19 protein-coding genes are annotated in these 24,746 nt (G+C 61.3%); 5 read left to right on the forward strand and 14 right to left on the reverse strand.

Annotation, left to right across the window (positions count from 1 at the left end; translation table 11 throughout):
* Positions 1–15: 15 nt before the first annotated feature.
* Positions 16–627, reverse strand: coding sequence for a flavin reductase family protein (locus tag C7I85_RS23690; RefSeq protein ID WP_106726481.1), 612 nt, complete (start codon positions 625–627; stop codon positions 16–18).
* 137 nt (positions 628–764) lie between these two features.
* Here C7I85_RS23690 and C7I85_RS23695 point away from each other — a divergent pair, with 137 nt between their 5' ends.
* Positions 765–1,442 carry a GntR family transcriptional regulator gene (locus C7I85_RS23695; RefSeq protein WP_106726482.1) on the forward strand — a complete coding sequence of 226 codons (678 nt, stop codon included), beginning with the start codon at positions 765–767 and terminating at the stop codon, positions 1,440–1,442.
* 16 nt (positions 1,443–1,458) lie between these two features.
* On the opposite strand, the gene C7I85_RS23700 is transcribed toward C7I85_RS23695, so the two are convergent.
* From C7I85_RS23700 to C7I85_RS23725, 6 genes are read right to left on the reverse strand one after another with little or no spacing between them, the layout of a single operon-like run.
* The gene (locus tag C7I85_RS23700; protein ID WP_106726483.1) at positions 1,459–2,439 is read right to left on the reverse strand and encodes an ABC transporter ATP-binding protein; all 981 of its coding nucleotides are present in this window, start codon (positions 2,437–2,439) and stop codon (positions 1,459–1,461) included.
* The gene (locus tag C7I85_RS23705) at positions 2,436–3,419 is read right to left on the reverse strand and encodes an ABC transporter ATP-binding protein (protein ID WP_106726484.1); all 984 of its coding nucleotides are present in this window, start codon (positions 3,417–3,419) and stop codon (positions 2,436–2,438) included. The genes C7I85_RS23700 and C7I85_RS23705 overlap by 4 nt, the downstream gene beginning before the upstream one ends.
* Positions 3,412–4,908, reverse strand: a complete 1,497-nt coding sequence (locus C7I85_RS23710; RefSeq protein ID WP_106726485.1) for an amidohydrolase family protein — start codon at positions 4,906–4,908, stop codon at positions 3,412–3,414. Before C7I85_RS23710 ends, C7I85_RS23705 begins: the two co-directional genes overlap by 8 nt.
* Positions 4,905–6,098, reverse strand: coding sequence for an amidohydrolase family protein (locus tag C7I85_RS23715; RefSeq protein ID WP_106726486.1), 1,194 nt, complete (start codon positions 6,096–6,098; stop codon positions 4,905–4,907). The genes C7I85_RS23710 and C7I85_RS23715 overlap by 4 nt, the downstream gene beginning before the upstream one ends.
* Positions 6,099–6,103: 5 nt before the next feature.
* The gene (locus C7I85_RS23720) at positions 6,104–7,054 is read right to left on the reverse strand and encodes an ABC transporter permease (RefSeq protein WP_106726487.1); all 951 of its coding nucleotides are present in this window, start codon (positions 7,052–7,054) and stop codon (positions 6,104–6,106) included.
* A gap of 17 nt (positions 7,055–7,071) precedes the next feature.
* Complete coding sequence (locus C7I85_RS23725) at positions 7,072–8,040, reverse strand: ABC transporter permease (RefSeq protein ID WP_106726488.1); 969 nt, start codon at positions 8,038–8,040, stop codon at positions 7,072–7,074.
* Between the two features lie 698 nt (positions 8,041–8,738).
* On the opposite strand from C7I85_RS23725, the gene C7I85_RS23730 reads away from it, so the two are divergent.
* Entirely contained in the window at positions 8,739–10,193 is a 1,455-nt protein-coding gene (locus C7I85_RS23730; RefSeq protein WP_106726512.1) for a DUF3300 domain-containing protein, read from the forward strand.
* Positions 10,194–10,253: 60 nt separating this feature from the next.
* Here the strand turns inward: C7I85_RS23730 and C7I85_RS23735 are convergent, their stop codons facing one another.
* The 4 genes from C7I85_RS23735 to C7I85_RS23750 form a co-directional block, all read right to left on the reverse strand.
* Positions 10,254–11,930, reverse strand: coding sequence for an ABC transporter ATP-binding protein/permease (locus C7I85_RS23735; RefSeq protein WP_106726489.1), 1,677 nt, complete (start codon positions 11,928–11,930; stop codon positions 10,254–10,256).
* A gap of 110 nt (positions 11,931–12,040) precedes the next feature.
* Entirely contained in the window at positions 12,041–14,503 is a 2,463-nt protein-coding gene (locus C7I85_RS23740; protein WP_106726513.1) for a phosphoketolase family protein, read from the reverse strand.
* A 405-nt stretch (positions 14,504–14,908) separates the two neighbouring features.
* Entirely contained in the window at positions 14,909–18,370 is a 3,462-nt protein-coding gene (locus C7I85_RS23745; protein ID WP_106726490.1) for an indolepyruvate ferredoxin oxidoreductase family protein, read from the reverse strand.
* Between the two features lie 48 nt (positions 18,371–18,418).
* Complete coding sequence (locus C7I85_RS23750; protein ID WP_106726491.1) at positions 18,419–18,961, reverse strand: flavin reductase family protein; 543 nt, start codon at positions 18,959–18,961, stop codon at positions 18,419–18,421.
* An 83-nt stretch (positions 18,962–19,044) separates the two neighbouring features.
* Between C7I85_RS23750 and C7I85_RS23755 the strand changes: the two genes are divergently transcribed.
* Genes C7I85_RS23755 through C7I85_RS23765 form a run of 3 tightly spaced genes read left to right on the forward strand, consistent with a single transcriptional unit; the run spans position 19,045 to position 22,156 of the window.
* The gene (locus C7I85_RS23755; RefSeq protein ID WP_106726492.1) at positions 19,045–20,091 is read left to right on the forward strand and encodes a peptidase M29; all 1,047 of its coding nucleotides are present in this window, start codon (positions 19,045–19,047) and stop codon (positions 20,089–20,091) included.
* On the forward strand, positions 20,088–20,924 hold the full coding sequence (locus tag C7I85_RS23760; protein WP_106726493.1) for an alpha/beta fold hydrolase: 837 nt from the start codon (positions 20,088–20,090) through the stop codon (positions 20,922–20,924). Before C7I85_RS23755 ends, C7I85_RS23760 begins: the two co-directional genes overlap by 4 nt.
* Positions 20,921–22,156 carry an acyl-CoA dehydrogenase family protein gene (locus C7I85_RS23765; RefSeq protein ID WP_106726494.1) on the forward strand — a complete coding sequence of 412 codons (1,236 nt, stop codon included), beginning with the start codon at positions 20,921–20,923 and terminating at the stop codon, positions 22,154–22,156. Before C7I85_RS23760 ends, C7I85_RS23765 begins: the two co-directional genes overlap by 4 nt.
* Positions 22,157–22,183: 27 nt before the next feature.
* Here the strand turns inward: C7I85_RS23765 and C7I85_RS23770 are convergent, their stop codons facing one another.
* From C7I85_RS23770 to C7I85_RS23780, 3 genes are all read right to left on the reverse strand, one after another.
* Positions 22,184–22,846 carry a TetR/AcrR family transcriptional regulator gene (locus tag C7I85_RS23770; RefSeq protein ID WP_106726495.1) on the reverse strand — a complete coding sequence of 221 codons (663 nt, stop codon included), beginning with the start codon at positions 22,844–22,846 and terminating at the stop codon, positions 22,184–22,186.
* A gap of 170 nt (positions 22,847–23,016) precedes the next feature.
* Positions 23,017–23,811 (reverse strand): ABC transporter ATP-binding protein, encoded by a 795-nt coding sequence (locus C7I85_RS23775; protein WP_106726496.1) that lies wholly within the window; start codon positions 23,809–23,811, stop codon positions 23,017–23,019.
* A complete protein-coding gene (locus C7I85_RS23780) occupies positions 23,808–24,740 on the reverse strand; it encodes an ABC transporter permease (RefSeq protein WP_106726497.1) in 933 nt (310 codons plus the stop codon). The genes C7I85_RS23775 and C7I85_RS23780 overlap by 4 nt, the downstream gene beginning before the upstream one ends.
* Between the last annotated feature and the right edge of the window lie 6 nt (positions 24,741–24,746).

Below are 24,746 nucleotides of genomic sequence, written 5' to 3' on the forward strand. Positions count from 1 at the left end.
CGGTTTGAGTTGCCTTCAGAACATCGCGATCGCCGGCGCCTTGAGCACGAACTGGCGGTCGGAAGTGATGTAGTTGTCCGCATGAAGCCGCGCGATCGGCTGGTAGGTCTCTGGATTGACGTAGCGCCCGCCCTCGTCGAGGCAATCGCGACGGACATGCATATGGACGACTTCGCCCAGCACCAGCACGCGACGCGGGTATTCGATCAGTCGCTCGACGCGGCACTCGAAGGAACAGGGTGCATCGCTGACGTAATCCACGTCGATTTGTGCGCAGCGAGTGGTCGGCAGCTTCGCCACCCCCAGCTCGTCAACGTCGCTGTCGAACGCCAGGCCGCAGATCAACATCTGCTGCGAAAGCGCCATGTCGACCATGTTGACCACGAACTCTCCGGTGCGGCGGATGTTGACGACCGTGTCCTTGTCCTCGCCGGAAAGACGCGGCTGGATGCCAAGCACGACGATCGGCGGTTCATGCGAAAAAACGTTAAAGAAGCTCATCGGCGCGGCATTGCGTTGCCCGCTGGCCGAACGGGTCGTGACGAGCGCTATCGGCCGTGGACCTATGAAATTGGTCAGCAGCCGATAGCGGCTGTCCATGTCCAGCCTGGTGAAATCGAACTCCATGATCCTCTCAATCCCGCTTCATTTGGTACACAACTTCAAAACAAATTGTCATCAAAATGCGGATCAGGTAAACCTATATGAATGTTGACTTTTCGTGGCGCATGACGATTGTCGGCCATTGTGGGAGGCATAGTTTCATGACCGAACAAGCAAGTGCATCGACGCAGCAGATCGTCGAAAAAGTCTGGCTTTCTATTGCCGAACGCCGGCTCCGCCCTGGCGTCCAGCTCAAGGAAGGGCAGATGGCGGCGATTTTCGACGTCAGCCGCGCACGTGTTCGCCAAGCCCTTACGGCGCTCGAGCGCGAGGGGCTGGTGACGATCATCCCCAATCGCGGTGCTTTCGTCTGCCAGCCCTCGGTCGACGAAGCCAAGGACGTTTTTGCCGTCCGTCGTTCGGTCGAGGCCTGCGTGGTCGAGCGCATCGGCACTTCTATCTCGAAGGCCGACCTCACGCGCCTGCGCAGCCATGTCGTGCAGGAGCGGGCGGCTAGCGCTGCGGATCACACCACCGAGATCATCAAGCTGTCCGGCGGTTTCCATCTGCTTCTCGCAGAGATCTCCGGCTCCGACTTCCTCTTCGGCATGATGCGCGACCTGATCTCGCGCACTTCGCTGATCACGGCTGTCTATCGCAACACGGCCCGTTTCAACTGCGGACCGGACGAGCACGCAGAAATCGTCGAGGAGATCGCCAAGGGCAACCTCAAGAAAGCGGCGGCGCTGATGGAGCATCATCTCGAGCATGTGGAGTCGGAGCTCGACTTGAGAGAAGTGCGCGACATGTCCCATGACCTCAGAGCCGCGCTGGCGTAATCCGGGCGCGACATCTTCAATCCTCTTGCACGAGATGGCAGGCAACGCGCGTTCCACTGGCCAGCGTGCGCACCTTGGGCAGTTCGGCCGAACAGCGCGCCGTAGCGCTCGGGCAGCGCGGGTGGAATGGACAGCCTGACGGCGGTTTGAATGGGCTCGGCACCTCGCCGCCGGCGGTGATCCGGTCCCGCTGCGGCTTCTCGATATTGGGGATCGTCTGCAGCAACAGTTGCGTGTAGGGATGGCGCGGCCGAGCGAACAGCTCCTCGGTGTCGCCTTCCTCGACGATGCGGCCGAGATACATCACCGCGATGCGGTCGGACATGTGCCGGACCACACTCATGTCGTGGCTGATGAATAGGTAGGTCAGGCCGAACTCGTCCTGCAGACGCCGCATCAAGTTGAGCACCTGGGCTTGCACCGAGACATCTAGAGCCGAGGTCGGCTCGTCGCAGACCAGGAAGCGCGGTTCACTCGCCAGCGCACGGGCAATCGAGATGCGCTGCCGCTGCCCGCCCGAGAATTCGTGCGGAAACTTCTGGCCATCCGAAGCCGACAGTCCCACGGTCTTCAGCAACTCCACCACGCGCTCGTCGATCTCGGCCGCCGACTTGCGCAGCTTCAATTCGCGTATCGGCTCGGCGATGATGTTCTTGACCCGCCAGCGCGGGTTCAGCGAGGCATAGGGGTCCTGAAAGATCATCTGGGCAGACAGGGTCTTGCCGTCTGGGCCCGATGCAAACTGCATCTTTCCGCTGTTGGCGCTGTAGAGCCCGGTGACCAGGCGGGCGACCGTGGACTTGCCGCATCCGCTTTCACCAACAAGGCTGAGGCAACCGCCTAGCGGCACTTCGAAGCTGATGTCGTTGACAGCCTGGAGGTGCTGTCGCGGCTTGCGCTCGACCAGCCGATTGAGCCATGGCGCGGACACGTCGAATGTCTTGACCAGCCCCTCGACGCGGAGGGCATGCGTCTTTTGCGCGAGCATCGCGGTCATGCGGTTCCTCCGGCATTGATCCAGCATGCGCTGCTTCCGGCACCTGATGGCACCAGGCTCGGACGCTCACGCCGGCAGCGAGGGCCGACCTGCTTGCAGCGCGGGTTGAAGGCACAACCGTCAGGGATAGCGTCGAGCCGCGGCATTGAACCGTCGATCTGGTTGAGCCGCTCCACCCGAGCGCCCAGCGCCGGGATCGACGCCATCAGGCCGCGCGTGTAGGGATGCTGGGGCGCGTGCAACACCTCGTCTACAGGTCCGATCTCGACAAGACGCCCGGCATACATGACGGCGATCCTGTCGGCCGTCTCGGCGATGACGCCCATGTCGTGCGTGACCAGCATCACCGCCGTCCGCTTTTCCTTACAGAGCTTGCGCAGGAGCGAGGTGATCTGTGCCTGGATGGAAACGTCGAGTGCCGTAGTCGGCTCGTCCGCAATGATCAGTTTCGGCGAGGCAGCGAGCGCGAGCGCGATGACCACGCGTTGCCGCATTCCGCCGGAGAACTGATGCGGGTACTGGTCGACGCGATCCTCGGGCGAGGGAATTCCGACATCCTTTAGCAGCGAAATCGCGCGGGCCCTGGCCTCCGCCCTGCCCATGCCGAGGTGCAGCCGGATGGTCTCGGTCAGCTGCGAACCGACCGTGAACAGGGGATTGAGCGAAGTCAGCGGGTCCTGGAAAATGGCGCCGATCTCACGACCGCGGATCCTTTCCATCTCGCGGTCGTCCAGCTTGTCGATCCGGCGATCGGCGAGCCAGATCTCGCCTTCCGCTATGCGGCCCGGCCTTTCCAGCAACCTCTGGATCGCCAGCCCGGTCATCGACTTGCCGGCGCCAGACTCTCCAACAACGCCAAGGATCTCGCCGGGGCGGATCGACAGACTCACCTCGGACAACGCCGTCGCCACTCCACGGCGGCCAGGAAACTCAACCTTGAGGTTGCGAACCTCAAGCACCGCTTTCTCGGCTTCAGCCATTGGCGTTGCCTTCGATTGGATAGCTTGGCGGGAATAGTTCCGACACCGGCGGATGCCCCCAGCTGCGATCCGGATATTTGGCGATCAGGCCGTCGAACTGCCGCTGGGCGCGCTGTCGCGCAGCCTTCATATCGATGCCGGCGACTTCGCCGAAGCGCATCGACAGGCGGCCATCGACGAAAACCGCCTGCGTGACCTTGCCCGAACCGCCCGTCACCAGCGTGGTGATCGGGTCGATGGACGGGGCCATCACCGCATCATCGAGCCCGAACACGGCGATATCAGCGCGAGTGCCGGGCGCAAGCCGGCCGATATCGTCGCGACCAAGTGCCCTGGCCCCGCCGAGTGTCGCCGCGTCGAACAGGTCGGCACAGCGCACGCGATCGGGCGCCCCGTCGTTGATGCGGCAGGTGATCAGGCCGACGAGCAGGTTCATCAGCATGTCGGCCGGCGCCGTATCCGTGCCCATTGCTACATTGATGCCGCGTTCCCGGCACTTGGAGAACGAGTTTAGCGTGCTGCCTCCGCGGGCCGAAACCAGAGGGCAATGCACGATCGACACACCATTGGCGGCGTAGAGTTCGAGATCTTCCTCGGTGGCGTTGGTGGCGTGCGGCGCGATCAGCCGATCGTTGAGCAGGCCGGCGCGCGCCAGCCACACCGGTGCCGTCGAGCCGTGCAGCTTGCGCACGGTGTCGACCTCCATCGCCCCCTGCGCCATATGCAGGCGGATCTTGCAGCCGAGTTCCCCGGCGGCCGCCTGCGTCTGGCGAAGAAGCTCCTCGGTGCAGGTCTCGACACGATCCGGCACCAAGAGCCCGCGCACCAGGTCGCCATGGCGGCCCGTCTGCCGGCCGATATAGTCGACAGCCTCGCGCAGGCCAGCCAAACCGCACTGCTCGTCGAACACAGGCACCATCTGGCCGGGCGCCTCGAGTACCATGCCGCCGGCGCGATAGGCCGGGCTGAGATAGACGCGGAGGCCCAACTCGCCGGCGGCGTCGGCCGCGGCGTCGAATTCGACGACCGTTTCGCCCCACTCGCGATAGAACAGCGAAGCGATGGGAGCGGCTGTGGTAATTCCGTTCAGGAGAAGCTGGCCGAAGGCGAACCGCTTCTGAAAGGCAAGTTCCTCCTGCGAATACATCTCGTAGGGGCCAGCCTCGACATAGGACCTCGGCCATACCCTCCCCTTGGCCCAGCCGGGATGATGGTCGATACCGAGGATGGTCGTGTCGAGATCCGACAGAGCGTCGAGATCTATGAAGCCCGGACTGACCAGTGCATTGCCAAAATCGATGTGGTGGGTCACCTCGCCCGGAAAGTCGGTCCCGACATAGATCACCTCGCCACCGTCGATGACGACCTGGCCATTGGGGACCAGCCGGTGCCCGCCATCGCGATGGCCGAGCACCCAGGCGGCCGATATCAATGTGCGGCCTTCGGGGCGCTTGCCGAGTTCGAGCGCGTCGAGAACCTGTCGTGTCATGGCATTTCCACCACTGCGTGGCCGTTGCGCGCGGTGACGCGGCCGCCCTTGACGACCAGCGGACGCGGCGCGACATCGACGACAGCGTGGGCAATCGTCTCGCCGGTCAACAGCGTGAGGTCCGCCTTGCAGCCCTCTGCCAAACCGTAGCCTTCGAGGCGCATTACATCCGCTCCTCCTTGCGAAACGATGTGCAGCACGTGCTCAAGCTCGATGTCCGAGCGCAAGCCATTCTTCATGCCGACGATCTTGGCGCGGTCGAGCATGTCGGGCTGACCCCACGGCCCCCAGGTATCGCGGATGCCGTCGCAGCCGGCGCCGACACGGATGCCGGCCTGCTTGAGACGCATGATAGACGGCACGGTGGCCGACGGCGCGCCGGTCGTCAGGATCGCAACATCGAGCTCAGCGATCTGCTCGATCAGCTGGCCGACGCGCAGATAGTCGTTCATGCCGAGCGCAAAGGCGTGACTGATCGCGACTTTGCCCTGCATGCCGTTGGCGCGGATGCGCTCGAACATCAGCTCCATGGTGAATGCGCCGAGGTCGCCCGTTTCATGCAGGTGGATGTCGATCGGGCACTGGTGCTTCAGCGCGAGCGCGAAAATCGCGTCCAGCTGTCCCTTCGGATCGCGGTCGATGCCGCAGGGATCGATACCGCCCAGCACCTCGCAACCCTGGCTCAGCGCCTCGTCGAGCAGCTCCAGCGTGCCGGGCATCACCATCACGCCAGACTGCGGGAAGGCAACGATCTCGATGTCGATGATGCCCTTGAGCTTCTCGCGCGTCTCCATCACGCCATCGACGATTGCAAGGCGGTGCACCGGGTCGATGTCGACATGGCTGCGGATATGGGTGGCCCCGTGGGCTGCGAGGCCGATCGCGTGCCGCATCGACTGACGGTGCGGATCAATGCCGATTGCCGTGCGGTTCTCACGCTCGAAGTCGATCCGCTCGCGCAGCACGGCGCGGCGGTTGTTCTCGTGCCACGGCATGCCCCAGGTCGTCTTGTCGAGATGGGTATGCGCATCGATCAGGCCCGGAACGGCAATGGCACCGTTGCCGTCCTCAGCCGCCATTCCGGGTTCCGCCTCGAAACGGCCGATCCCGGCAATACGCCCGTCACGGATCAGCAGATCGCTGTTCGTCCCGCCATAGGGCCGCACGTTTCGGAGCAAAAGGTTGGTCATAGCGCTTACCTCAGTTTTGGATTGAGAACGTCGCGCAACCAGTCGCCCAGTATGTTCACGACGACGACGAGCAGGCAGAGCTGGATCACGGGAAAGAGCACGATCCACCACGAGCCGGAGAACAGGAACTGATTGCCGATGCGGATCAGCGTTCCCAATGACGGTTGTCCAGGCGGCATACCGATGCCGAGGAACGACAGCGTCGCTTCGGTCAGGATCGCCATGCCGAAGTTCAGCGTGGCGGCGACCAGCACCGGCGTCAGCGTGTTGGGCAGTATGTGGTACGCCAGGATGCGGCGGGACGGCACCTTGAGCAGTCTTGCCGCCTGGACGTATTCCTTGCTGCGCTCGACGATCGTCTGTGCGCGCACTGTGCGCGCATACTGCACCCACGATGACAGGGCGATTGCCAGAACCAGCACGGCGGCGGCGCCGATCTCGCGCAGGTCGGCCGGAAGAAGCTGCCGGACAACCGTGGACACCAGGATCGCGATCAGGATAGTCGGGATCGACAGGGTGATATCGCCCAGACGCATCAGAATGTTGTCGATATACCCCCCGAAAAAGCCGGCGCAGAGGCCGGCCGTCATACCGATCACTAGCGACAGCGCCACCGACGCGAGACCGATCACAATGGAGATGCGCGTGCCGTAGAGGATGGCCGACAGCATGTCGCGCCCTTGCGTGTCGGTACCGAGCAGGTAGGGCCATTCGCCGCCCTGTTCCCACATTGGCGGCAGTTCCGCCTTCCACATATCGAGTTGTGCGGCATCGTATGGGTTCTGTGGCGCGATCAGGGGCGCAAAGACCGCCGCAAGCACGAGCACTGCCAGGATCACTGCAGCGACAATCGCGGACTTGCTGTGCGTGAAGGACCACCAGACATCGCTGTTGCGGATGCGCTGTCTCATGCTGGGGCGGGGCGTGGCGCCTTGCTTCGAAACGTCGGTCGTCATCGCCTGACCTTCCGCGGTTAGTGCGTGGCGCGCAGACGCGGGTCGATCACCGCATAGGTGATGTCAACCAGCGTGTTGAGCGCGACAAAGATGAAGGAGATGATGCAGAGATAGGCTGCCATCACCGGGATATCGAGGAAGGTGACCGCCTGGATGAAAAGCATCCCCATGCCCGGCCACTGGAAGACGGTTTCCGTGATCAGCGCGAAAGCAATCAGCGAACCGACGTTCATCGCCGTCATGGTCACAACCGGCATCAGGCAATTGCGCAGTGCGTGGCGGAAGTAGATTCGCCAGCGCGGAATGCCCCTGGCCCGCGCGAACTTCACATAGTCCGAACGCAGCACTTCCAGCATCTCAGCTCTCACCAAGCGCATGATAAGCGTGATTTGGTAGAGCGACAGCGCGATGGCCGGCAAGACGAGTGCCGCGCGCCCCGAGGGGGTCAGCAGTCCGGTCGACCACCAGCCGATCTGAACGACCTCACCCCGACCGAACGACGGCGACACTCCAAGCATGACTGAGAAGACGAGGATGAGCAGAATGCCGACCACGAAGCTGGGCAGGGAGACGCCGACGATCGAAAGGAATTGCAACGACTCCGTGTACCATCGCCCTCGCTTGATGGCTGTGAGCACCCCCAGCGGCAGTCCGACCACTAGGGAAATCAAAGTGGCCACCAGTACCAACTCGAGCGTCGCCGGAAAGCGCTCGCCAATCAGGTTGAGCACGTCCTGTCCGTTGCGATAGGAAATACCAAAGTCGCCCTGCGCTGCATTGACGACAAAGCGCGCGAACTGAGTTGCGACACCGTCGTTCAACCCCATACGCTCACGCAGGTTATCGCGATCCGCCTGAGTCATCTGCTCGTTGGCCATGAGCTCGACCGGGTCGCCTGCAAGGCGGAATATCAGAAACGCGAGCATGGCAACGGCGAGCATGACCATGATGGCATTGCCGATGCGGCCAATAAGGAAAACCAGCATCCAAGGCCTCGTCAGTTGAGTTGGGGCTGAATCTGTTCTGCGAACAAGCGGATCACCGGTATGGCGAGTGCCACATATCCGCCAACGCTTCCTTGCCCATACTCGCTCCTCCCGTTCGACGTGCCCCCATTCCGGAGGTCTTTTGTCCAGGCAACTGACATCGAAGAGGTGCTCCACCCACGCCCTTCGGCCAACACGAAACGTCGCCGCTCACGTTGCCGAGCGGGATTCGCCCGATCACCTTAATGGTCGCAATGCCGTTCGCTTGCTTTTCATATTGAGAACGCAGACCCACATTGTCAACTGTTTTGTCGACAATATGGGATGACTTCCTCTACGATATTGGCGGAACGAGGCCGTTCCAGCGATGGCCTGGCGCCCGGCTTGGACCGCAGGCTGAGTGGCGCGTCCTGGCCAAGTTTGAGAAGCGGACCACCCAGTCCGGCTTTCAAGCCCGTCAGAGCTGGCGAGCCGCCCACGCTGGAAAGGCGTTAAACGTGCTGGTTTCTATCGGTGCCTTTCTTCTCACGGGCGCTCACCCGGGTACTCAAAATTCAGAGACGGATAGATTGGCTATCGATACTTCGCGTTTGTGATAGCTCCTCCTGATTGTCTTCTTTGCGCACCGCGCTACCTACGAAGTTATTGATATGACGCTCAGAAAGCTGGCGTTTCTGCATGCCGGAAGTGAGGTTGCTATGACACGCTGGGGTTTGATTTTGGCGGCCGTTTCCCTAGTCCTTGCCGCCGGCACGATTTCGCTTTCAGCAACTTACGCGCAGGAACAAACAGGGGCTGCGAACGCCCCGACGGCCGGCACCTCTGCGCCGACCCCGCTCACTGAACATGAGCTGCAAGTTCTGGTCGCGCCGATTGCGCTCTATCCTGACGAATTGATTGCCGTGATCTCGCAGGCGTCGCTCTATCCACTTCAGGTCGTCGAGGCCGATCGCTATCTCGGGCAGTACGCCAAGGACAAGAAGCTGAAGCCGAAAGCGAGTTGGGACGAGAGCGTGATCTCGCTGCTCAACTACCCCGATATCGTCAAGAAGATGAGCAGCGATCTCGAGTGGACACAAAAGCTGGGCGACGCGATCGCCAATCAGCAAAAGGACGTGCTTGTGGCCATCCAGCAACTACGCCACGAGGCGGTAGCCAAGGATATCATCAAGTCCGACGACAAGATCAAGGTGAGCGAGGAGAACGCCAAGGTCGTCATACAGTCGGCGAGCCCCGATCAGGTGTACGTGCCCCAGTATGAGCCACAGATGCTCTACGTGGCCGACTACCCGCCAGAGCCGATCTCCTACTATCCCGAACCCTATCCCGACTACTGGTATCCGACGGCCCCCTTCTATGCCGCAGCCCTGACTGGCGCCGCGTGGGCTGCTGCCATCGACTGGAACGACTGGGGAATCTGGGGCGGACGCTGGAACGGCGACGTCGACATCGACTGCAACCATTGCTTCAAGAACCGCGACTTCAACGGCAAGGTCAATCTCAACGATGTCGACTGGCGGAACGTCGACCGTTCGAAAATCAATATCAACCAGGATCAGTTTGCAAAGTTCAACCAGTCGAACGTCAGGAACAGTCTGGAACGCAACAGCGCCAACGACCTTCGTAACAGGACAGCCAGCATCAAGAACGAGCGCAGGTCGGCCAAGACAGCCAAGGCAGGCAACGTTGGCAAGAGCACGCTCGAAGGATTGAAGAACCAGCCCGGTCGGAACACGGCCAGCGCCAACAAGCCCAATGCAAACAAGCCAAACGTCAACAAGGCGAACATCAACAAGCCGAACGTCAACAAGCCCAATGCCAAAAACGTCAGTGCGAAGAAAGCCAATCCCAACAAGGCAAATGCGCGCAAGCCCAACGTCAAGACGGCGGCCAATGTCGATCGGCCGTCCGGCAAAGGGAAATCGGCAGGCAAGGCCCACAATCGGCCGCAGAAGCCTTCCAACGTCGCCAGTGCCCGTCACGGCAAGATACAGAACGGCGCATCAAATCGGGGTGCTTACGCGATGGGGGCTGGGTCACATGGCAGGCATGGTACGAACGCGCATAGGCCTCGTCGGCACATGGCTGGACCGGGCGGCGGTGGTGGTTTTCGTGGCGGTGGTGGCCGCGGTGGCGGCGGGCGTCGGCGCTGAGGGGGCTAGCTGTCACTGCAGCGGCGTCTTGACGTGCCTGGGGAGCGCCTCAACAGCGGGTCAATTTGCTTTCCAGATCCAGATGCCGTCTTCACCATACTCGAGGACGGCATCATAGAAGCCACCCGCGGCGCCATCGGCTTCCTCGAAATTGACGCAAGCGATCGGGTTCTCGCCAAAGCCGCTCAGCACTCGATTCAGCTGATCGACATGCAGAACCTCTTCGACTTTTTCCAGGAAGACAAACCGCGGAGCCGCCAGGAGAACGCTTGCAAGGCGCAGAAGCTGCTGCTCGTGTGTCGTAAGGGCCTGTTCCCAATCCTGTTCGGTGTCCAGCCCACTTCTCACCAGATGTCCAAGATTCAGGTCGCCTAACAGCCCTAAAATCCGCTCCTCCGGGACTTGCCTTGCCTTCTCGGGAGGTTGCAGCATTTGGCGCAACGTTCCCTGAGGCAAATAGGATTGCTGAGGAACGAAGCCGATTTCATCGCGGCCGGGGAGAATGATGCGCCCGGTGCCGGCAGCAGGAATGCCGGCAGTTGCCCGAAACAACGCCATGCCCGGACCTTCATCCGGGCCGGTCACCAGTATTCGCCGGCCAACAGGGATCGAAACGTTCAGATCCTTCAGCAGAGGCTTTCCTGTGGGCGAGAGCAACGTCAGGTGCTCGTAGGAAAGATGCGCTTCGGCTTCGACGACTTCGACACCTTCCGAAGTCTTCGCGCTAACGTTTTCGATAGCTTCCGACAGCGAGTTCAGACGAGTGACCACAGCCGCGAAGGTCGAAATCTGCTGAAACTGGGTGACGATGAACGAGAACGCCGCCACCAGCATCGCAAAGGCAGCCGCCGACTGGGTGATCACGCCGAATTCGATTTCCCCCCGGAAGAAGGCGGGCGCTATGATGAGCGCGGGGATGATCTGAATCATCCAGTTATAACCGGTCGTGAAGAACCCGACATTGCGGTTGATGGCCGTGATTCGCCGGAAATTGGAGATCAGATCGTCGAGACGTCCCCTCAAAAGAACGGCCTGCTGCTCTTCGCCGCGGGCCACGATGATCGGTTCGGCGTTTTCGCGAACATGGATGAGACCAGCACGAAAGGCGGCCTCCTTGTCGAGCTGATCATAATTGAGACCGATTAGCGGCCGGCCCAGCGAGATCGTGAGGTAGGAACCGCATGCCGCGTACAGAACGGCTATAACAAACAGCAAGGGGTTGATCGTCCAGAGCACACCGGAAAAAGCAAAGACGGTGAGGCTGCTGTTGAGCGCCATGATGATGAAGGAAAGAGTGGTAGTCGTGAATGCCCGGATGTCCTCCGAAATTCTCTGGTCCGGGTGCGAGAGTGTCCCCGAAGCATCGAGCCGATAGTAGGTTCCGTCTGCCAGATACATTCCCACGGCCCGGCGCGTGAGGAACTCGCGCCAGAGCAAGGCAAGTCGCTCCTCGGCAAATCGGGCAAAGACCGCCACCAACGTGGATGCAGCGAACACACCTATGTAGAACACGGCCTGCCGCATGAATTCGTCGGTGCGCCGCTCGGCGATTGCACTCATGAAGTTTCGGCCAACATAGCTGTTGACGACGTTCAGAATGCTAACTCCGAACAAGAGAGCAGCCAGGCCGATAAACAACAGCTTGGCCTTCCGGCCGACCTCGGAGCTCGCAAAAATCCTGACCGTCCGCACGAACCGGCCTGCGGTCACCCTGAGCGGCGTTTGCTGCCGGTCCATGTCCTCCCCTCCGCGAGCTACAACTCCATGATGTCCTCGAAAGGACTATGTAGGACGGCTGGGGATCGAGCAGCCTTGCAGCGGCGAGCGACGGCCCTCCACCGTCGCTGTCAGATATTGTCGCCTTCAGTGGAGGTTCCTCTGGCCGCTTTCGCGCCTTTCGTGCCCCACTTCCATCCGGTGATTGAGGGCATGTCGTCGCCGTGTTGCTCGATATAACGCCGATGTTCGATCAATTTTTGATGAATCGCCTGCTTGAAGTAGGCGGCACGGGCACCGAGTTGCGGCAATCGGTCGATGACGTCTTCGACAAGGTGGAACCGGTCGAGTTCATTCAGGACCACCATATCGAATGGTGTCGTGGTCGTGCCTTCCTCTTTATAGCCGCGCACATGCAGGTTGCCGTGGTTCGTTCGCCGATAGGTAAGCCGGTGGATCAACCAGGGATAGCCATGAAAGGCGAAGATGATCGGCTTGTCCTTGGTGAACAGGGTATCAAAATCGCGATCTGACAATCCGTGCGGATGCTCCTCCTCCGGTTGGAGTTTCATCAGGTTGACCACGTTGATGACGCGCACCTTCAATTCCGGCAGGTGCTCGTGGATCAGCTGGACGGCTGCGAGTGTCTCCAAGGTCGGAACGTCGCCGCAACACGCCATGACGACATCGGGTTCAACGCCCTTGTCGTTGCTCGCCCATTCCCAGATGCCCAGTCCTTCGCTGCAATGCTTGATGGCTTCATCCATGTTCAGCCATTGCGGTGCGGGCTGCTTGCCGGCGACCACGACGTTGACGTAGTCGCGGCTGCGCAAGCAGTGATCCGTGACGGAAAGCAGTGTGTTGGCGTCCGGCGGCAAGTAGACCCGGATCACGTCCGCCTTTTTGTTGACGACGTGATCGATGAAGCCAGGGTCCTGATGGCTGAAACCGTTGTGATCCTGCCGCCATACATGGGAGCTGAGGAAGTAGTTCAATGAGGCAATGGGCCTCCGCCAAGGGATTTCCTGGCATACTTTCAGCCACTTGGCATGTTGGTTGAACATTGAGTCGATGATGTGAATGAAGGCTTCGTAGCAGGAGAAGAAGCCATGGCGCCCAGTTAGCAGATAACCCTCCAGCCATCCTTGGCATTGATGCTCGCTAAGAACTTCCATGACGCGGCCGTCCGGAGAGAGATGATCGTCGTCTGGGTAGATTTCGGCCATGTAGCAGCGATCGGTGACCTCCAGCACATCCTGCCAGCGATTGGAGTTGTTCTCGTCTGGGCTGAACAGTCGGAAGTTCTTGCTGCCCATGTTCAACTTCATGACATCACGCAGGAACTTGCCCATGACACGTGCCGACTCGGCCGTCGTCGCGCCGGGGCTGGGGACCGATACCGCGTAGTCTTCGAAGTTCGGCATCTTCAGGTCACGCAGCAGCAGCCCGCCGTTGGCGTGCGGGTTGTCGCTCATTCTGCGGTGACCAACCGGGGCCAGGGATGCCAATTCCGGTTTGAGGCGGCCTTCCTTGTCGAACAGTTCCTCAGGCCGGTAGCTTTTCATCCACTGTTCGAGAATGCGAATGTGTTCCGGCTTGTCCATCTCGCCCATGGGCACCTGATGCGACCGCCAGTAGTCCTCACATTTCTTGCCATCGATCTCCGGCGGGCAGGTCCAGCCCTTGGGCGTGCGGAAGACGATCATCGGCCACGAGGGGCGCTTCTCATTCCCGTTGTCGCGGGCGTTGGACCAGATTTTCCGGATTTCCTCCACTATGGTGTCAAGCGTTCCGGCCAACTGCTGGTGTATGTCTGCCGGGTCGCGTCCTTCGACGAAATACGGCGTGTAGCCCATGCCCTCCAAGAACTTCCTCAATTCGTCCTCGGGTATGCGGGCAAGGAAGCACGGATTGGCGATCTTGTAGCCGTTCAGATGCAGGATGGGCAGCACGCAACCATCGCGGGCGGGGTTCAGGAACTTGTTGCCCTGCCAGCCGGTGGCAAGTGGCCCCGTCTCGGCCTCTCCGTCCCCGATGATACAGGCGACGATCAGGTCTGGGTTATCAAAGGCTGCGCCATAGGCATGGCTCAAGCAATAGCCGAGCTCGCCTCCTTCGTGGATACTGCCCGGCGTCTCAGGAGCGACGTGGCTAGGGATACCGCCCGGAAAGCTGAACTGCTTGAACAGCCGCCTCATGCCCTCCGTGTCCTGGCTGATATTCGGGTAGACCTCGCTGTAAGTTCCCTCCAGGTAGGCGTGTGCGACCAGGGATGGTCCCCCGTGCCCCGGTCCGATGATGTAGATCATGTCGAGATCATCGCGCTTGATGATCCGGTTGAGGTGAACGTAGAGCATGTTCAAGCCAGGCGACGTTCCCCAGTGGCCCAGAAGCCGGGGCTTGATGTCCTCTCGCTTCAGAGGTTCTTTCAGCAGCGGATTGTCGAGAAGATAGATCTGGCCGACCGACAGGTAATTCGACGCCCGCCAGTAGGCATCCAGCAATTGAAGTTCTTTCGCCGATAATGGCCCTGCCGCCGTCGATCGATCGCTGGCTGGGAGCTCTTGATCTTGTGCCGTTTGAAGCGAAGCCATCGAAGCCTCCTCATTGAAGTCGAGACTGTGCGAGCGCGCTGCATGACCCTGGAAAAGGCGCAGCCTCATCATTAGCCGCCGGCGGGTCCAGGTGGCATTCGGCCTGCCACGCAAGGCGACCCCCTTGAAATACCGGGGCGGCCTACGTGTCGCAGGAACACGCTGAGGTTCAGATCGCGAATTCCTTCAGCGCCTTGCCCGCATTCGCCCAGCCTGGCCTACGCGCATCCAATGAGGTAGCGCGGGCATGTGTTTCTTCAATCCGCCAGAGGTCAGCTGCGCCGGCGACCAAGATCCATGCTCCCGGAACAAATCTCAAAAGTACCGACTGCCCTCGCCGACCCGACCACAATCTTGAGTGGGGTCTGCGTGGGCTGCAGACGGCCGGCGTGTTGGATGCTTGTGCTACTCTGCCGCCAGTTGGACCGGCTGCTCATTGCGAAGCCAGTCGTCCAGGAGTCCGGCAAGCTTGGCTTCGGCCTCCTTCAGATTTCGCTCCTTGACGTGGCCAAATCCGCGGATCGCCATAGGCCATTCCGCGATCGCGGTGGCATCGGCGGCGTTTTCGGGACGAAGCTGCTTAGCGATTTTCTCAATTGTCGAGCGGTATTCCCCAATGAGGTTCCGTTCCGTGCGGCGCTCCTGAGTGTAGCCGAAAGGGTCGAAAAGTGTCCCCCGCAAGATTTTCAGACGCGCCAGGATGCGGAACATCGGAATGACCCAGGCACCAAACGATTGCTTGCGCAGGTGGCCGGTCTGAGGATCGCGGCGGCTGAATATTGGCGGCGCGAGATGGAAGCGAATCCTATGGTGTCCCTCGAACTGGGCTGAGGTCCTGTTCAGGAAGTCTCCCTCAGTGAAAAGCCTCGCGACCTCATATTCGTCCTTGTAAGCCATCAGCTTGAAAAGCGACTTCGCTACGGCGTGCGAAAACGCCTCGCCGCCTGTCTGGGCGCGTTCTTGCCGCTCAACGCTTTCAACGAAGTTCCTGTAACGGGCGGAATAGGCGGCGTTCTGATAGCGTTCAAGAAATTGGGCGCGGTGAGCAATCAACTGGGCGAGCGATTGAGGCTTCGGTTCCAGTCGCACCGCCTGCCCGGCCGCGTCGCGGACTGTCGCGAGATCCATGGCTGCCCGCCGCCCCCATCTGAATGTTTCGAGATTGGCTTCAACGCCGCCGCCGTTCAGCCGAATGGCCTGTTCCAACGCTGATAGTGACAAAGGTATCCGGCCACGCTGGTAGGCGAAGCCCATCATGAAGAGGTTGGTACCGATTGCGTCGCCAATCAGGCCCGTAGCCAGCCTGCTTGCCTCGACCGGCTCGACGCAATCCTGTCCGAGCAGATCTTGTAAAGAGGCCAGGATCCTATCGACAGGCACTTTTGCGTCCGGATCGCGCAGCGCATCGCCGGTAATTGTCTCATGGGTATTGATGATGGCGTGCGTCTTACCGCCACTGAGCCGGCGCATATTCGCGGTCTGGGCAGCCACCAGTATGTCGCAGGCCAGTAGTAGGTCTGCGCCACCTTGCGGCACGCGCACCGAAAACAGATCGGCAGGTGTCGGCGCCAAACGCACATGCGACACTACCGGGCCGCCCTTCTGCGCCATGCCCAGGACGTCCATAATCGACGCGCCCTTGCCCTCGATGTGTGCCGCCATGCCGAGAAGCGCGCCTACGGTCACTACGCCAGTGCCACCCACGCCGGTGATGAAGATGTCATAAGCTCCATCGAGCGGCACGGGTGTCGGCTCCGGCAAAACCAGCTTCGGCAGCTGCGGTGCAGGCTTCTTGAGCTGGCCACCTTCAACCGTGATGAAGCTCGGGCAGAACCCTTCCAGGCAGGAAAAGTCCTTGTTGCACGACGACTGGTCTATCTGACGCTTCCGGCCGAATTCGGTGTCGACCGGTACTACCGAGAGGCAATTGGACTTTGCCTGGCAATCGCCACAGCCTTCGCAGACAAGGCTGTTTATGAACACGCGGCGAGCCGGATCGGCAAACTGCTTGCTTTTGCGGCGGCGTCGCTTCTCGGCCGCGCAGGTCTGATCGTAGATCAGTGCCGAGACGCCCTTGATTTCGCGAAGGTCGCGTTGGACAGCGTCGAGATCGCGCCGGTGCCGAACCTCGATGTTCTTGGGCAGTCCCGTCACCTCAACGTATTTCCCGGGTTCGTCGGTGACGACGACAATGTGCTCCACGCCTTCGGCCCTGAGCTGCTGGGCCATGCGCGGCACGGTGATCTGCCCGTCCACGGGCTGGCCGCCGGTCATGGCGACGGCGTCGTTGAACAACAGCTTAAAAGTGATGTTGACCTTGGCCGCCAGGCAGGCGCGGATCGCAAGGCTACCGGAGTGAAAGTAGGTCCCGTCGCCGAGATTGACGAACATGTGTTCAGTGTCAGCAAATGGCGCCTGGCCGATCCATGTCACGCCTTCGCCACCCATCTGTGTGAAGGTGGCGGTGCTGCGGTCCATCGACACCACCATGCCATGGCAGCCCACGCCGCCGAACGCCTTGCTGTCTGCAGGAACACGGGTAGAAGTGTTGTGTGGGCAGCCCGAGCAGAAATAAGGGCTACGCTGCACCGAGAGCGGCGGACCCATCAGCTGCCTTTGCCTATCGATGATGGCAAGTCGCTGCCGGCCTCGCTCCGGCAGTCGTTTTACGCCGATCCTCTCGGCCAGAACACGTGCGATGGTCTCTGGTTCGAGCTCGCCGACCCATGACAGTTGCGGCGCGCCGTCGAGCGTGTTCTTGCCGCTAATATGGGGGCGCGCCTCCGCGGGCATACCGTAGAGGATCGCCTTGATCTGATCCTCAATCAGGCCGCGCTTCTCCTCGATCACCAGGATCTCCGGCACCGATCTTGCGAAAGCTTCAATTCCCGCCCCTTCCAACGGCCAGGGCATTCCCACCTTGTAGATGGACAGGCCAAGACCGCGCGCGTGCTCATCCGACAGCCCCAACTCCAGCATGGCTTGCCGCAGATCGGTATAGCTCTTGCCAGCCGCGACGATTCCAAGGCGCGGATTGCGCCCCTCCAGAACCACGCGGTCGATGCCATTTGCCCGCGCGAAGGCTCGCGCTGCCGGCAACTTGAAGCGCACCAGCCGATCTTCGGCGGCCGGCCATGGATCGGGCCAACGGCCATGCACACTCCCTGCCGGCGGCCGATCACCGGTCGGCGGCTGCAGGATCTGCAATGGCGCAGTCCGGACCTCAACGGTCCCGGTCGCGTCCAGATATTCGGCGAGCGTCTTGAAACCGACCCAGCATCCGGAAAAGCGCGACATGGCAAAGCCCAGCAACCCGAAATCGATCATCTCCGAGATCGACGACGGGTAGAGGACCGGCATGAGCAGGTCGGAGAAGGTGGGCTCGCAATGGTAAGGGTTCGTCGAGGATTTTAGCGCATGGTCGTCGCCGGAGACGACCAGGACGCCGCCATACTTGCTTGTCCCATAGGCATGCGCATGCCGGATTGGGTCGGTCGAGCGGTCGAGACCCGCCCCCTTGCCATACCACATCCCAAAGACGCCCTGGTGGCGCGAACGATGCAGCACGTCTATCTGCTGCGTGCCCCAGACGGCTGTGGCGGCGAGGTCTTCGTTGGTACCGGGCCAGAAGCGGATGTTCTCGCTTTCAAGCGGACCGTGAGCGCGCCAGAGCTCGCGGTCGAAGCCTCCTAAAGGGGATCCCCGGTAGCCCGAGACGAAGCCTGCCGTATCCAAGCCGGCAGCTCGGTCCTGCATTCTCTGGGCAAGCAGCAGACGCACAAGCGCCTGTGTACCCGTCATGAAGACCCGTTCACTCTCAAACTTGTATTTGTCGTCCAGTGTGATGCTGCGCTGCGCGGGCTGCATGAATGTCTGACCTTGTCCCCGATAAATAGATTGACCGGACTATTTATTTTAACGTTGTGCGGGTGAACCCGCCACTGCTTTGGTGACCGAGAGCCGTTGGTATCCACCGAGGGCAAAGACGAGCGGCATTGGCTCATTGACCTGCATCAGCGCCACCACGCGACCCAGAAGAATAAGGTGATCGCCCCCTTCATAGGTTGTGGCCAAGTCGCATTCGAAATGCGCCGCCGCGCCTTCAAGCAGCGGCAGGCCGGTGCGGCCGTATCGCAACTCAACTCCCGCAAACTTGTCGTCAGAAGGGGCTGCAAAGCGCTTGGACAGGTGCTCCTGGTCGGCGGCCAACACGTTCACTGCAAAGCGCCCTGCCTCCAGGAACAACGGGAGACTTGGTGCGAGCTTGCTGGCGCTCCATAGGATCATCGGCGGATCGAGAGACACCGAATTAAAGGAGTTGATGGTCATTCCGCAACGCTGATCCGCTACCGCAGTGGTCACGACGGCTACCCCCGTCGGAAAAGCTCGTAGCGCCGCCCTGAAGGCCTGATTGTCCACCGGGTCCCCGGAATTCCCGCCCGTTCGCTTGCCTTTCATTGATCCTCTCCTGGCGCTCTTGCCAACCCATTTGTGCTCATACTATAACTAGAACGGCCGTTCGATCAATAAAAGGTTTTGAGATGCTTGTGGAGCGGATTGAGGGGAAATGGATTGCCGCCTTTGTCGAGGTGTTCGGGCTTTGCAAGGTGCGCGCCGGCGACGTTGTCGCAATTCTGTCGGAGACGCAGTCCCGTCCGGTGAATGTCCAGCTGGCCGAGCTCGCGCTGGCGCAAATCGGGGCGCGGGCTTTTCACGTCGTATTGCCTAGCCGTCGTTTGACCGCGCCCGTACCGGTGCGGTCGACGGGAGCCTCCGACGCGGTCGGCGGACTGGAGCCTGTGATCGCTGCCCTGGCCGGGTCGAGCCTTGTCGTCGACTGCACCGTCGAGGGCATGCTGCACGCGCCGGAACTACCCAGAATCCTCGGGGACGGCGCACGGCTGTTCATGATCAGCAATGAGCATCCCGAAACGCTCGAGCGCATGCGCCCCGATCCGGCTCTCGAACCGAAGGTGAAGCTGGCGATCCGGATGCTGAAGGAGGCGCGGCAGATGCGCGTCACCTCCCCGCATGGCACGGACCTTGTAGTCGACATGACCGGCGCAGCCGTCGGTGGCGTCTGGGGGTGGGTCGATCGGCCCGGCAAGGTCGGGCACTGGCCTGGAGGGCTTTGCCTGGCATATCCGCGCGCAGGGGCCGCCACAGGCAGGGTCGTCCTTGCGCCCGGAGACTTGAACCTCACCTTCAAGCGCTATTTGGAAACTCCGGTCGAGCTCCTCATTGATCATGACTACATCGTCGATATTCGCGGGGCAGGCGTCGATGCCGATCTGACGCGCGCCTACCTGGAAGCCTGGAATGATCGCAACGCTTACGCCATCAGCCACGTCGGTTGGGGCATGAATCCGCGTGCTCGTTGGGAAGGGCTTGTCGGTTACGACAAGCGCGACACCAACGCCGTCGAGCAGCGCGCCTTCGCCGGCAACTTCCTGTTCTCGACCGGGGCCAACGAAGCGGCCAACCGCTACACGCTCGGCCATTTCGACTTGCCGATGCGAAATTGCACGATCGAGCTCGACGGCGTCGGCGCCGTCAAACGCGGCCAGCTCCAGGGAGAACTGGCATGATAACCAACTCAGACATTTCACCCGCATCCCGGAACAGAGCCGGATGCCCAGCCTTCACAGAGCAAGGCAGCGGCGCAACTCCGGTTCTGTTTCTCCATGGCATCGGCGGTGGGGCCGACTCCTGGCTTGGTCAGCTGGAATTCTTTGGTCGCTCGCGACACGCCATCGCGTGGTGGATGCCGGGATACGGACCGTCGGCTCCGCTGCCGGATATGACCTTCGACGCGCTGGCGGATGCCGCTGTCACCCTGCTCGATCGTCTCGCATTGCCCCGCGTCCATCTCGTCGGCCACTCGATTGGCGGAATGATTGCCCAGACCTTGGCCGCGCGCGCCCAGGGTCGGCTGGCGAGCCTGACGCTCTCCGCCACCAGCCCGGCCTTCGGCAGCAAGGACGGAGATTTCCAGAAGGCCTTCGTCGAGAAGCGGATCAAGCCGCTGGACGATGGTTTCAGTCTGGCCGATCTCGCGCCGAAAATCGTTGCCGAGCTTGTCGGCGACAATGTCGACATGGGTGCGATCGAAGACGCCATCGCGTCGATGTCCCAGGTTCCACCCGCAAGCTATCGCGCGGCGATGTCGTGCGTCGTCCATTTCGACGCGCGGCCGGTTCTTCCGACAATCAGAGTGCCCACCCTGCTCGTCGCCGGCAGCCAGGACACGAATGCGCCGGCGCCAATGATGGAACGCATGGCCCAGAAGATAGCCGGCTCATGTTTCCACGTCGTCGAAGGTGCCGGGCACCTCGCGAACATGGAGCAGGCGGCAGCCTTCAATCAGATTCTTTCAAATTTCATCGCAGACATCGAAGACAAAGGATCGCAGACGTCATGAACCAAGCCGCAAAAGTCGATGCATCTCAGATGCTCTCCACTGAGGTAGACGAACTGATCGAACGGGCACGGCATCTGGGTGAAACAGTCTTTGCCGCGCGAGCGGCCAAATACGATAGCGAGGCCACCTTTCCGTTCGAAAACTACGACGACCTGCGCCAGCATGGCTTTCTCGGATTGTGCATTCCGCGCGAACATGGCGGCCTCGGGGCCGACTTCCAAACGTACTGCCTGGTTTCCTCGGAACTCGGAAAATACTGCGGCGCCACCGCTCTGACGTTCAACATGCATGCCTGCACCACCTTGTGGACGGGCATCCTGGCCGACGACCTCGATATGACGCCGGAGCAGCGCGAGGAGCATGAGCGCCGGCGCGTCGGTCATTTCCGCAAGGTCATCGAGGAAGGGGCGATCTTTGCCCAGCCCTTTTCGGAAGGCACGGCCGCCGCTGCCGGCAAGGCGCCGTTCGGAACCACCGCGACCAAGGTCGACGGAGGCTGGATCATCAACGGCAAGAAGATCTTCGCCTCCCTGTCAGGTGCCGCGAACTACTACGGCATCCTCTGCACCGAGGACAAGGAAGTCCGCTCAATGCGCGACACCATCTACATCGCGGTGCCGGCCGATGCCGAGGGCGTGTCCGTCGTAGGCGACTGGAATCCGCTCGGCATGCGCGGGACGGTATCGCGCACACTCTTGCTCAAGGACGTCTTCGTTTCCGAGGACGCGCAACTCATGCCGCGCGGCATCTACCACCAGGCAGCCTCGCGCTGGCCGCATATGTTCATGACCCTCGTGCCGACCTATATGGGCCTGGCGGAAGCCGCCTATGACTTCACGGTGCGATATCTGCGCGGCGAAATCCCCAACACCGGTCCCGAGAAGCGGCGCAAGTTCCCCACCAAGCAGATCACCACTGCGGAGATGTTCATCAAGCTCCAGCAGACCCGCGCGCTTTTTGAACGCACCGTCGCTCAGGCCCGCATCGATCCCTCAAAACGCGAACGCCTCTCGGCATATGCGACCCAGTACACGATCATGGAGAATGCCCAGGACATCTGCCGCCTGGCGATCCGCACCTGCGGCGGCCAGTCGATGCTCAAGAGCCTGCCGCTCGAGCGCATGTATCGCGACAGCCGGTGCGGTTCGCTGATGCTGCCCTGGACGGCGGAGCTGTGCCTCGACCGGATCGGCCGCGAGTCACTATACGAATCCGGTGAAAGCGACGAGTAGCAGCGGTCGCCGCTTGCCGCACCGACCTCAGGGCTGTTCCACTTCGATCATCGAAGCCGGAGCAGCCTCCAGCCGGTTGCCCTCGACCAGGACAGGGTCGGTCGACCCGATCCCGCCCAGACAGATCTGGGAGATCAATGCCGCGAGTTCGGTCGGATTTATCGGTCCGTCGCTGCGGTACCAGGTGTAGGTCCAGTTCACCATGCCGAAGAACAGCATGGTCACGACATTGCGAACCTCGGCCCCAGTCTTCAGCCGTGGATTGACCTGAGAGATCACCTCGGCGGTCATGTCGATCAGCTTCTTTTCCGCTGTGTGCACCTTGCGCTTCGACTGGCGCGACAAGAAATTGCGGTCGTTGTTCAGGACCGTCTGCTGCTCGCGAAAGCGCGTGTAGATGTCGATCAACGTCGAGACCAAAATCTCGAAGCGCTCCTGTGGCGTTGTGCCTTTGGCAAGCGCCTTTTCCGTGCCGACCCTCACATCTTCGATGTGCCCGAGCACGATCGCCATCAGCATGGCTTCTTTCGACTTGTGGTAGTGGTAAACTGCCGACTTCACCATGTCGCATGCCTCGGCGATGTCACCTAGCGATGTGTTGGCATAGCCTTTGGCGGCAAACAGGTGGGCGCAGCGATCCCGAATGAAGGCGCGCTTTTCTTCGAAGTCCGGTGACCGTGTTCGAGCCATCTGAGCCGCCCCCTTGTTTGGGTCGACAATCTGCCGACCCGTTGCCTGGACATGTCCTTATAGCGCCGCCAGACTTCAAGGGGAACGGTAAATTGACCGACTGACCGTTCTATCAGAGACCTTCGGGCGCTCCGATCCGGGGCCGACCACCTTGTCGGCCCGAGGGATGCCTACCCGAGCAAAAGCGCGTCGTCGGCCAACTCCTCGCCGCGAACGCGCTCGAACATTTGTAGTAGGTCCGGCACTCCCAGGCCGCGCCGGGCCTCGTCGCCGATGTCGAGCACAATCCGCCCCTCATGCATCATCAGCGTGCGGTTGCCGTGGTCCAGCGCCTGGCGCATGCTGTGCGTGACCATCAGCGCCGTCAGCTTGCCTTCCGCCACGATCTTGTCGGTCAGCGACAGCACAAGCGAAGCGGTTCGCGGATCGAGCGCGGCCGTATGTTCGTCAAGCAGGAGCAATCGGGTCGGCGCAAGCGAAGCCATGACCAGGCAGATGACCTGCCGCTGCCCCCCGGAGAGGAGCGAAACGCGTTCCTGTAGGCGGTTTTCGAGCCCGAGCCCGACGCTGGCCAGGCGCTCGCGGAACATTTCGCGCGTTTTGCTGGACAGGCCCCTCCGAAGCCCCGGCCGGCGGCCCCGGCGTAGCGCAACGGCGAGGTTCTCCTCAACGGTGAGCGCGTCGCAGGTGCCGGCAATCGGGTCCTGGAACACCCTTGAAACCAAGGCCGACCGTTGATGGGTGAGTTGGTTGGTTACAGGGGCGTCACTGAACCGGATCTCTCCGCTTTCGCACCGCACGTCGCCGGCAAGGGCATTGAGCAAGGTGGATTTGCCTGCACCATTCGTTCCAATGACGGTGATGAACTCACCCGGCGGAATTTGCAGGCTAACATCCCGCAGTGCCTGCATCGCCCGCGGCGTCCCCTTGTTGAAGATCACAGTGAGATTTTCAGCAACGATCATCGCGTGGCCCTGCCATAACGCTGTACTTGTTGAGCAACCACCTTCTGCGACCTGGTCCAGAGTCGCTGGCGCACCTGGGGCAGCGAGAGTGCCAAGACAATCAGCAAGGCCGTCACCAGGTTGAGATCCTGAGCCTTGAGCCCGATCCATTCCAGATTGAGTGCCAGCGCAATTGCAAATCGATAAGCGATGGCGCCGAGCACGCAGCCGAAAATCGACAGCAGCAAGCTTCGAGACGGCAACAGCGCCTCGCCACCGATCACCGCCGCAAGGCCGATGATGACGACGCCGATGCCCATCGAGACATCCGCTCCGCCAGAACTCTGGACAAATAGGGCGCCTGCTAGGCCCGCAAGTCCGTTGCTGATCGAGAGCCCAAGCAGGGTCATCGCAGAGGTCGAGATGCCTTGCGCGGAGGCCATGCGTGGGTTGGAGCCAACCGCACGCAGCGCCTGGCCAAGCTCGGTGCCGAGAAAATACCTCAGCAGCAGAATGAGCAACGCCACGAGCACGGCCATCACGACCGGCACTGCTATATGGGCAGGGAAGCTGTCGGACTGAAAAGGCGTGAACACGGTCACCTCATCAAGGAGCGGCACGTTCGGCCGCCCCATGATCCTCAGATTGATGGAGAACATGGCGGTCATCACGAGGATGCCCGCCAAGAGGTGAAGGATCTTCAGCCGCACATTGAGCCAGCCCGTGGCAAAACCCGCGAGCGCCCCACTGAGAGTACCGACCAGGGTCGCGAGATAGGCGTCGGATCCGGCCGAAATCAGCGTTGCGCAAACTGCACCGCCCAACGGAAAACTTCCGTCGACCGTGAGGTCCGGGAAGTTCAGAACGCGGAAAGATATGAACACGGCGAGCGCAACGAGGGCGAAGATCAGGCCTGTCTCGAGGGCGCCAAGCGCGGCAATCAGGGACATGGCGTC

Origin of the sequence: Pseudaminobacter soli (ex Li et al. 2025), assembly GCF_003012705.1 — a bacterium.
In the GTDB taxonomy this organism is placed as follows: domain Bacteria; phylum Pseudomonadota; class Alphaproteobacteria; order Rhizobiales; family Rhizobiaceae; genus Pseudaminobacter; species Pseudaminobacter soli.

Excerpts from the sequence above, each read along its gene's own strand:
- C7I85_RS23690 (WP_106726481.1), bottom strand. The coding sequence starts at position 627 with ATGGAGTTCGATTTCACCAGGCTGGACATGGACAGCCGCTATCGGCTG.
- C7I85_RS23695 (WP_106726482.1), top strand. The coding sequence starts at position 765 with ATGACCGAACAAGCAAGTGCATCGACGCAGCAGATCGTCGAAAAAGTC.
- C7I85_RS23700 (WP_106726483.1), bottom strand. The coding sequence starts at position 2,439 with ATGACCGCGATGCTCGCGCAAAAGACGCATGCCCTCCGCGTCGAGGGG.
- C7I85_RS23705 (WP_106726484.1), bottom strand. The coding sequence starts at position 3,419 with ATGGCTGAAGCCGAGAAAGCGGTGCTTGAGGTTCGCAACCTCAAGGTT.
- C7I85_RS23710 (WP_106726485.1), bottom strand. The coding sequence starts at position 4,908 with ATGACACGACAGGTTCTCGACGCGCTCGAACTCGGCAAGCGCCCCGAA.
- C7I85_RS23715 (WP_106726486.1), bottom strand. The coding sequence starts at position 6,098 with ATGACCAACCTTTTGCTCCGAAACGTGCGGCCCTATGGCGGGACGAAC.
- C7I85_RS23720 (WP_106726487.1), bottom strand. The coding sequence starts at position 7,054 with ATGACGACCGACGTTTCGAAGCAAGGCGCCACGCCCCGCCCCAGCATG.
- C7I85_RS23725 (WP_106726488.1), bottom strand. The coding sequence starts at position 8,040 with ATGCTGGTTTTCCTTATTGGCCGCATCGGCAATGCCATCATGGTCATG.
- C7I85_RS23730 (WP_106726512.1), top strand. The coding sequence starts at position 8,739 with ATGACACGCTGGGGTTTGATTTTGGCGGCCGTTTCCCTAGTCCTTGCC.
- C7I85_RS23735 (WP_106726489.1), bottom strand. The coding sequence starts at position 11,930 with ATGGACCGGCAGCAAACGCCGCTCAGGGTGACCGCAGGCCGGTTCGTG.
- C7I85_RS23740 (WP_106726513.1), bottom strand. The coding sequence starts at position 14,503 with ATGGCTTCGCTTCAAACGGCACAAGATCAAGAGCTCCCAGCCAGCGAT.
- C7I85_RS23745 (WP_106726490.1), bottom strand. The coding sequence starts at position 18,370 with ATGCAGCCCGCGCAGCGCAGCATCACACTGGACGACAAATACAAGTTT.
- C7I85_RS23750 (WP_106726491.1), bottom strand. The coding sequence starts at position 18,961 with ATGAAAGGCAAGCGAACGGGCGGGAATTCCGGGGACCCGGTGGACAAT.
- C7I85_RS23755 (WP_106726492.1), top strand. The coding sequence starts at position 19,045 with ATGCTTGTGGAGCGGATTGAGGGGAAATGGATTGCCGCCTTTGTCGAG.
- C7I85_RS23760 (WP_106726493.1), top strand. The coding sequence starts at position 20,088 with ATGATAACCAACTCAGACATTTCACCCGCATCCCGGAACAGAGCCGGA.
- C7I85_RS23765 (WP_106726494.1), top strand. The coding sequence starts at position 20,921 with ATGAACCAAGCCGCAAAAGTCGATGCATCTCAGATGCTCTCCACTGAG.
- C7I85_RS23770 (WP_106726495.1), bottom strand. The coding sequence starts at position 22,846 with ATGGCTCGAACACGGTCACCGGACTTCGAAGAAAAGCGCGCCTTCATT.
- C7I85_RS23775 (WP_106726496.1), bottom strand. The coding sequence starts at position 23,811 with ATGATCGTTGCTGAAAATCTCACTGTGATCTTCAACAAGGGGACGCCG.
- C7I85_RS23780 (WP_106726497.1), bottom strand. The coding sequence starts at position 24,740 with ATGTCCCTGATTGCCGCGCTTGGCGCCCTCGAGACAGGCCTGATCTTC.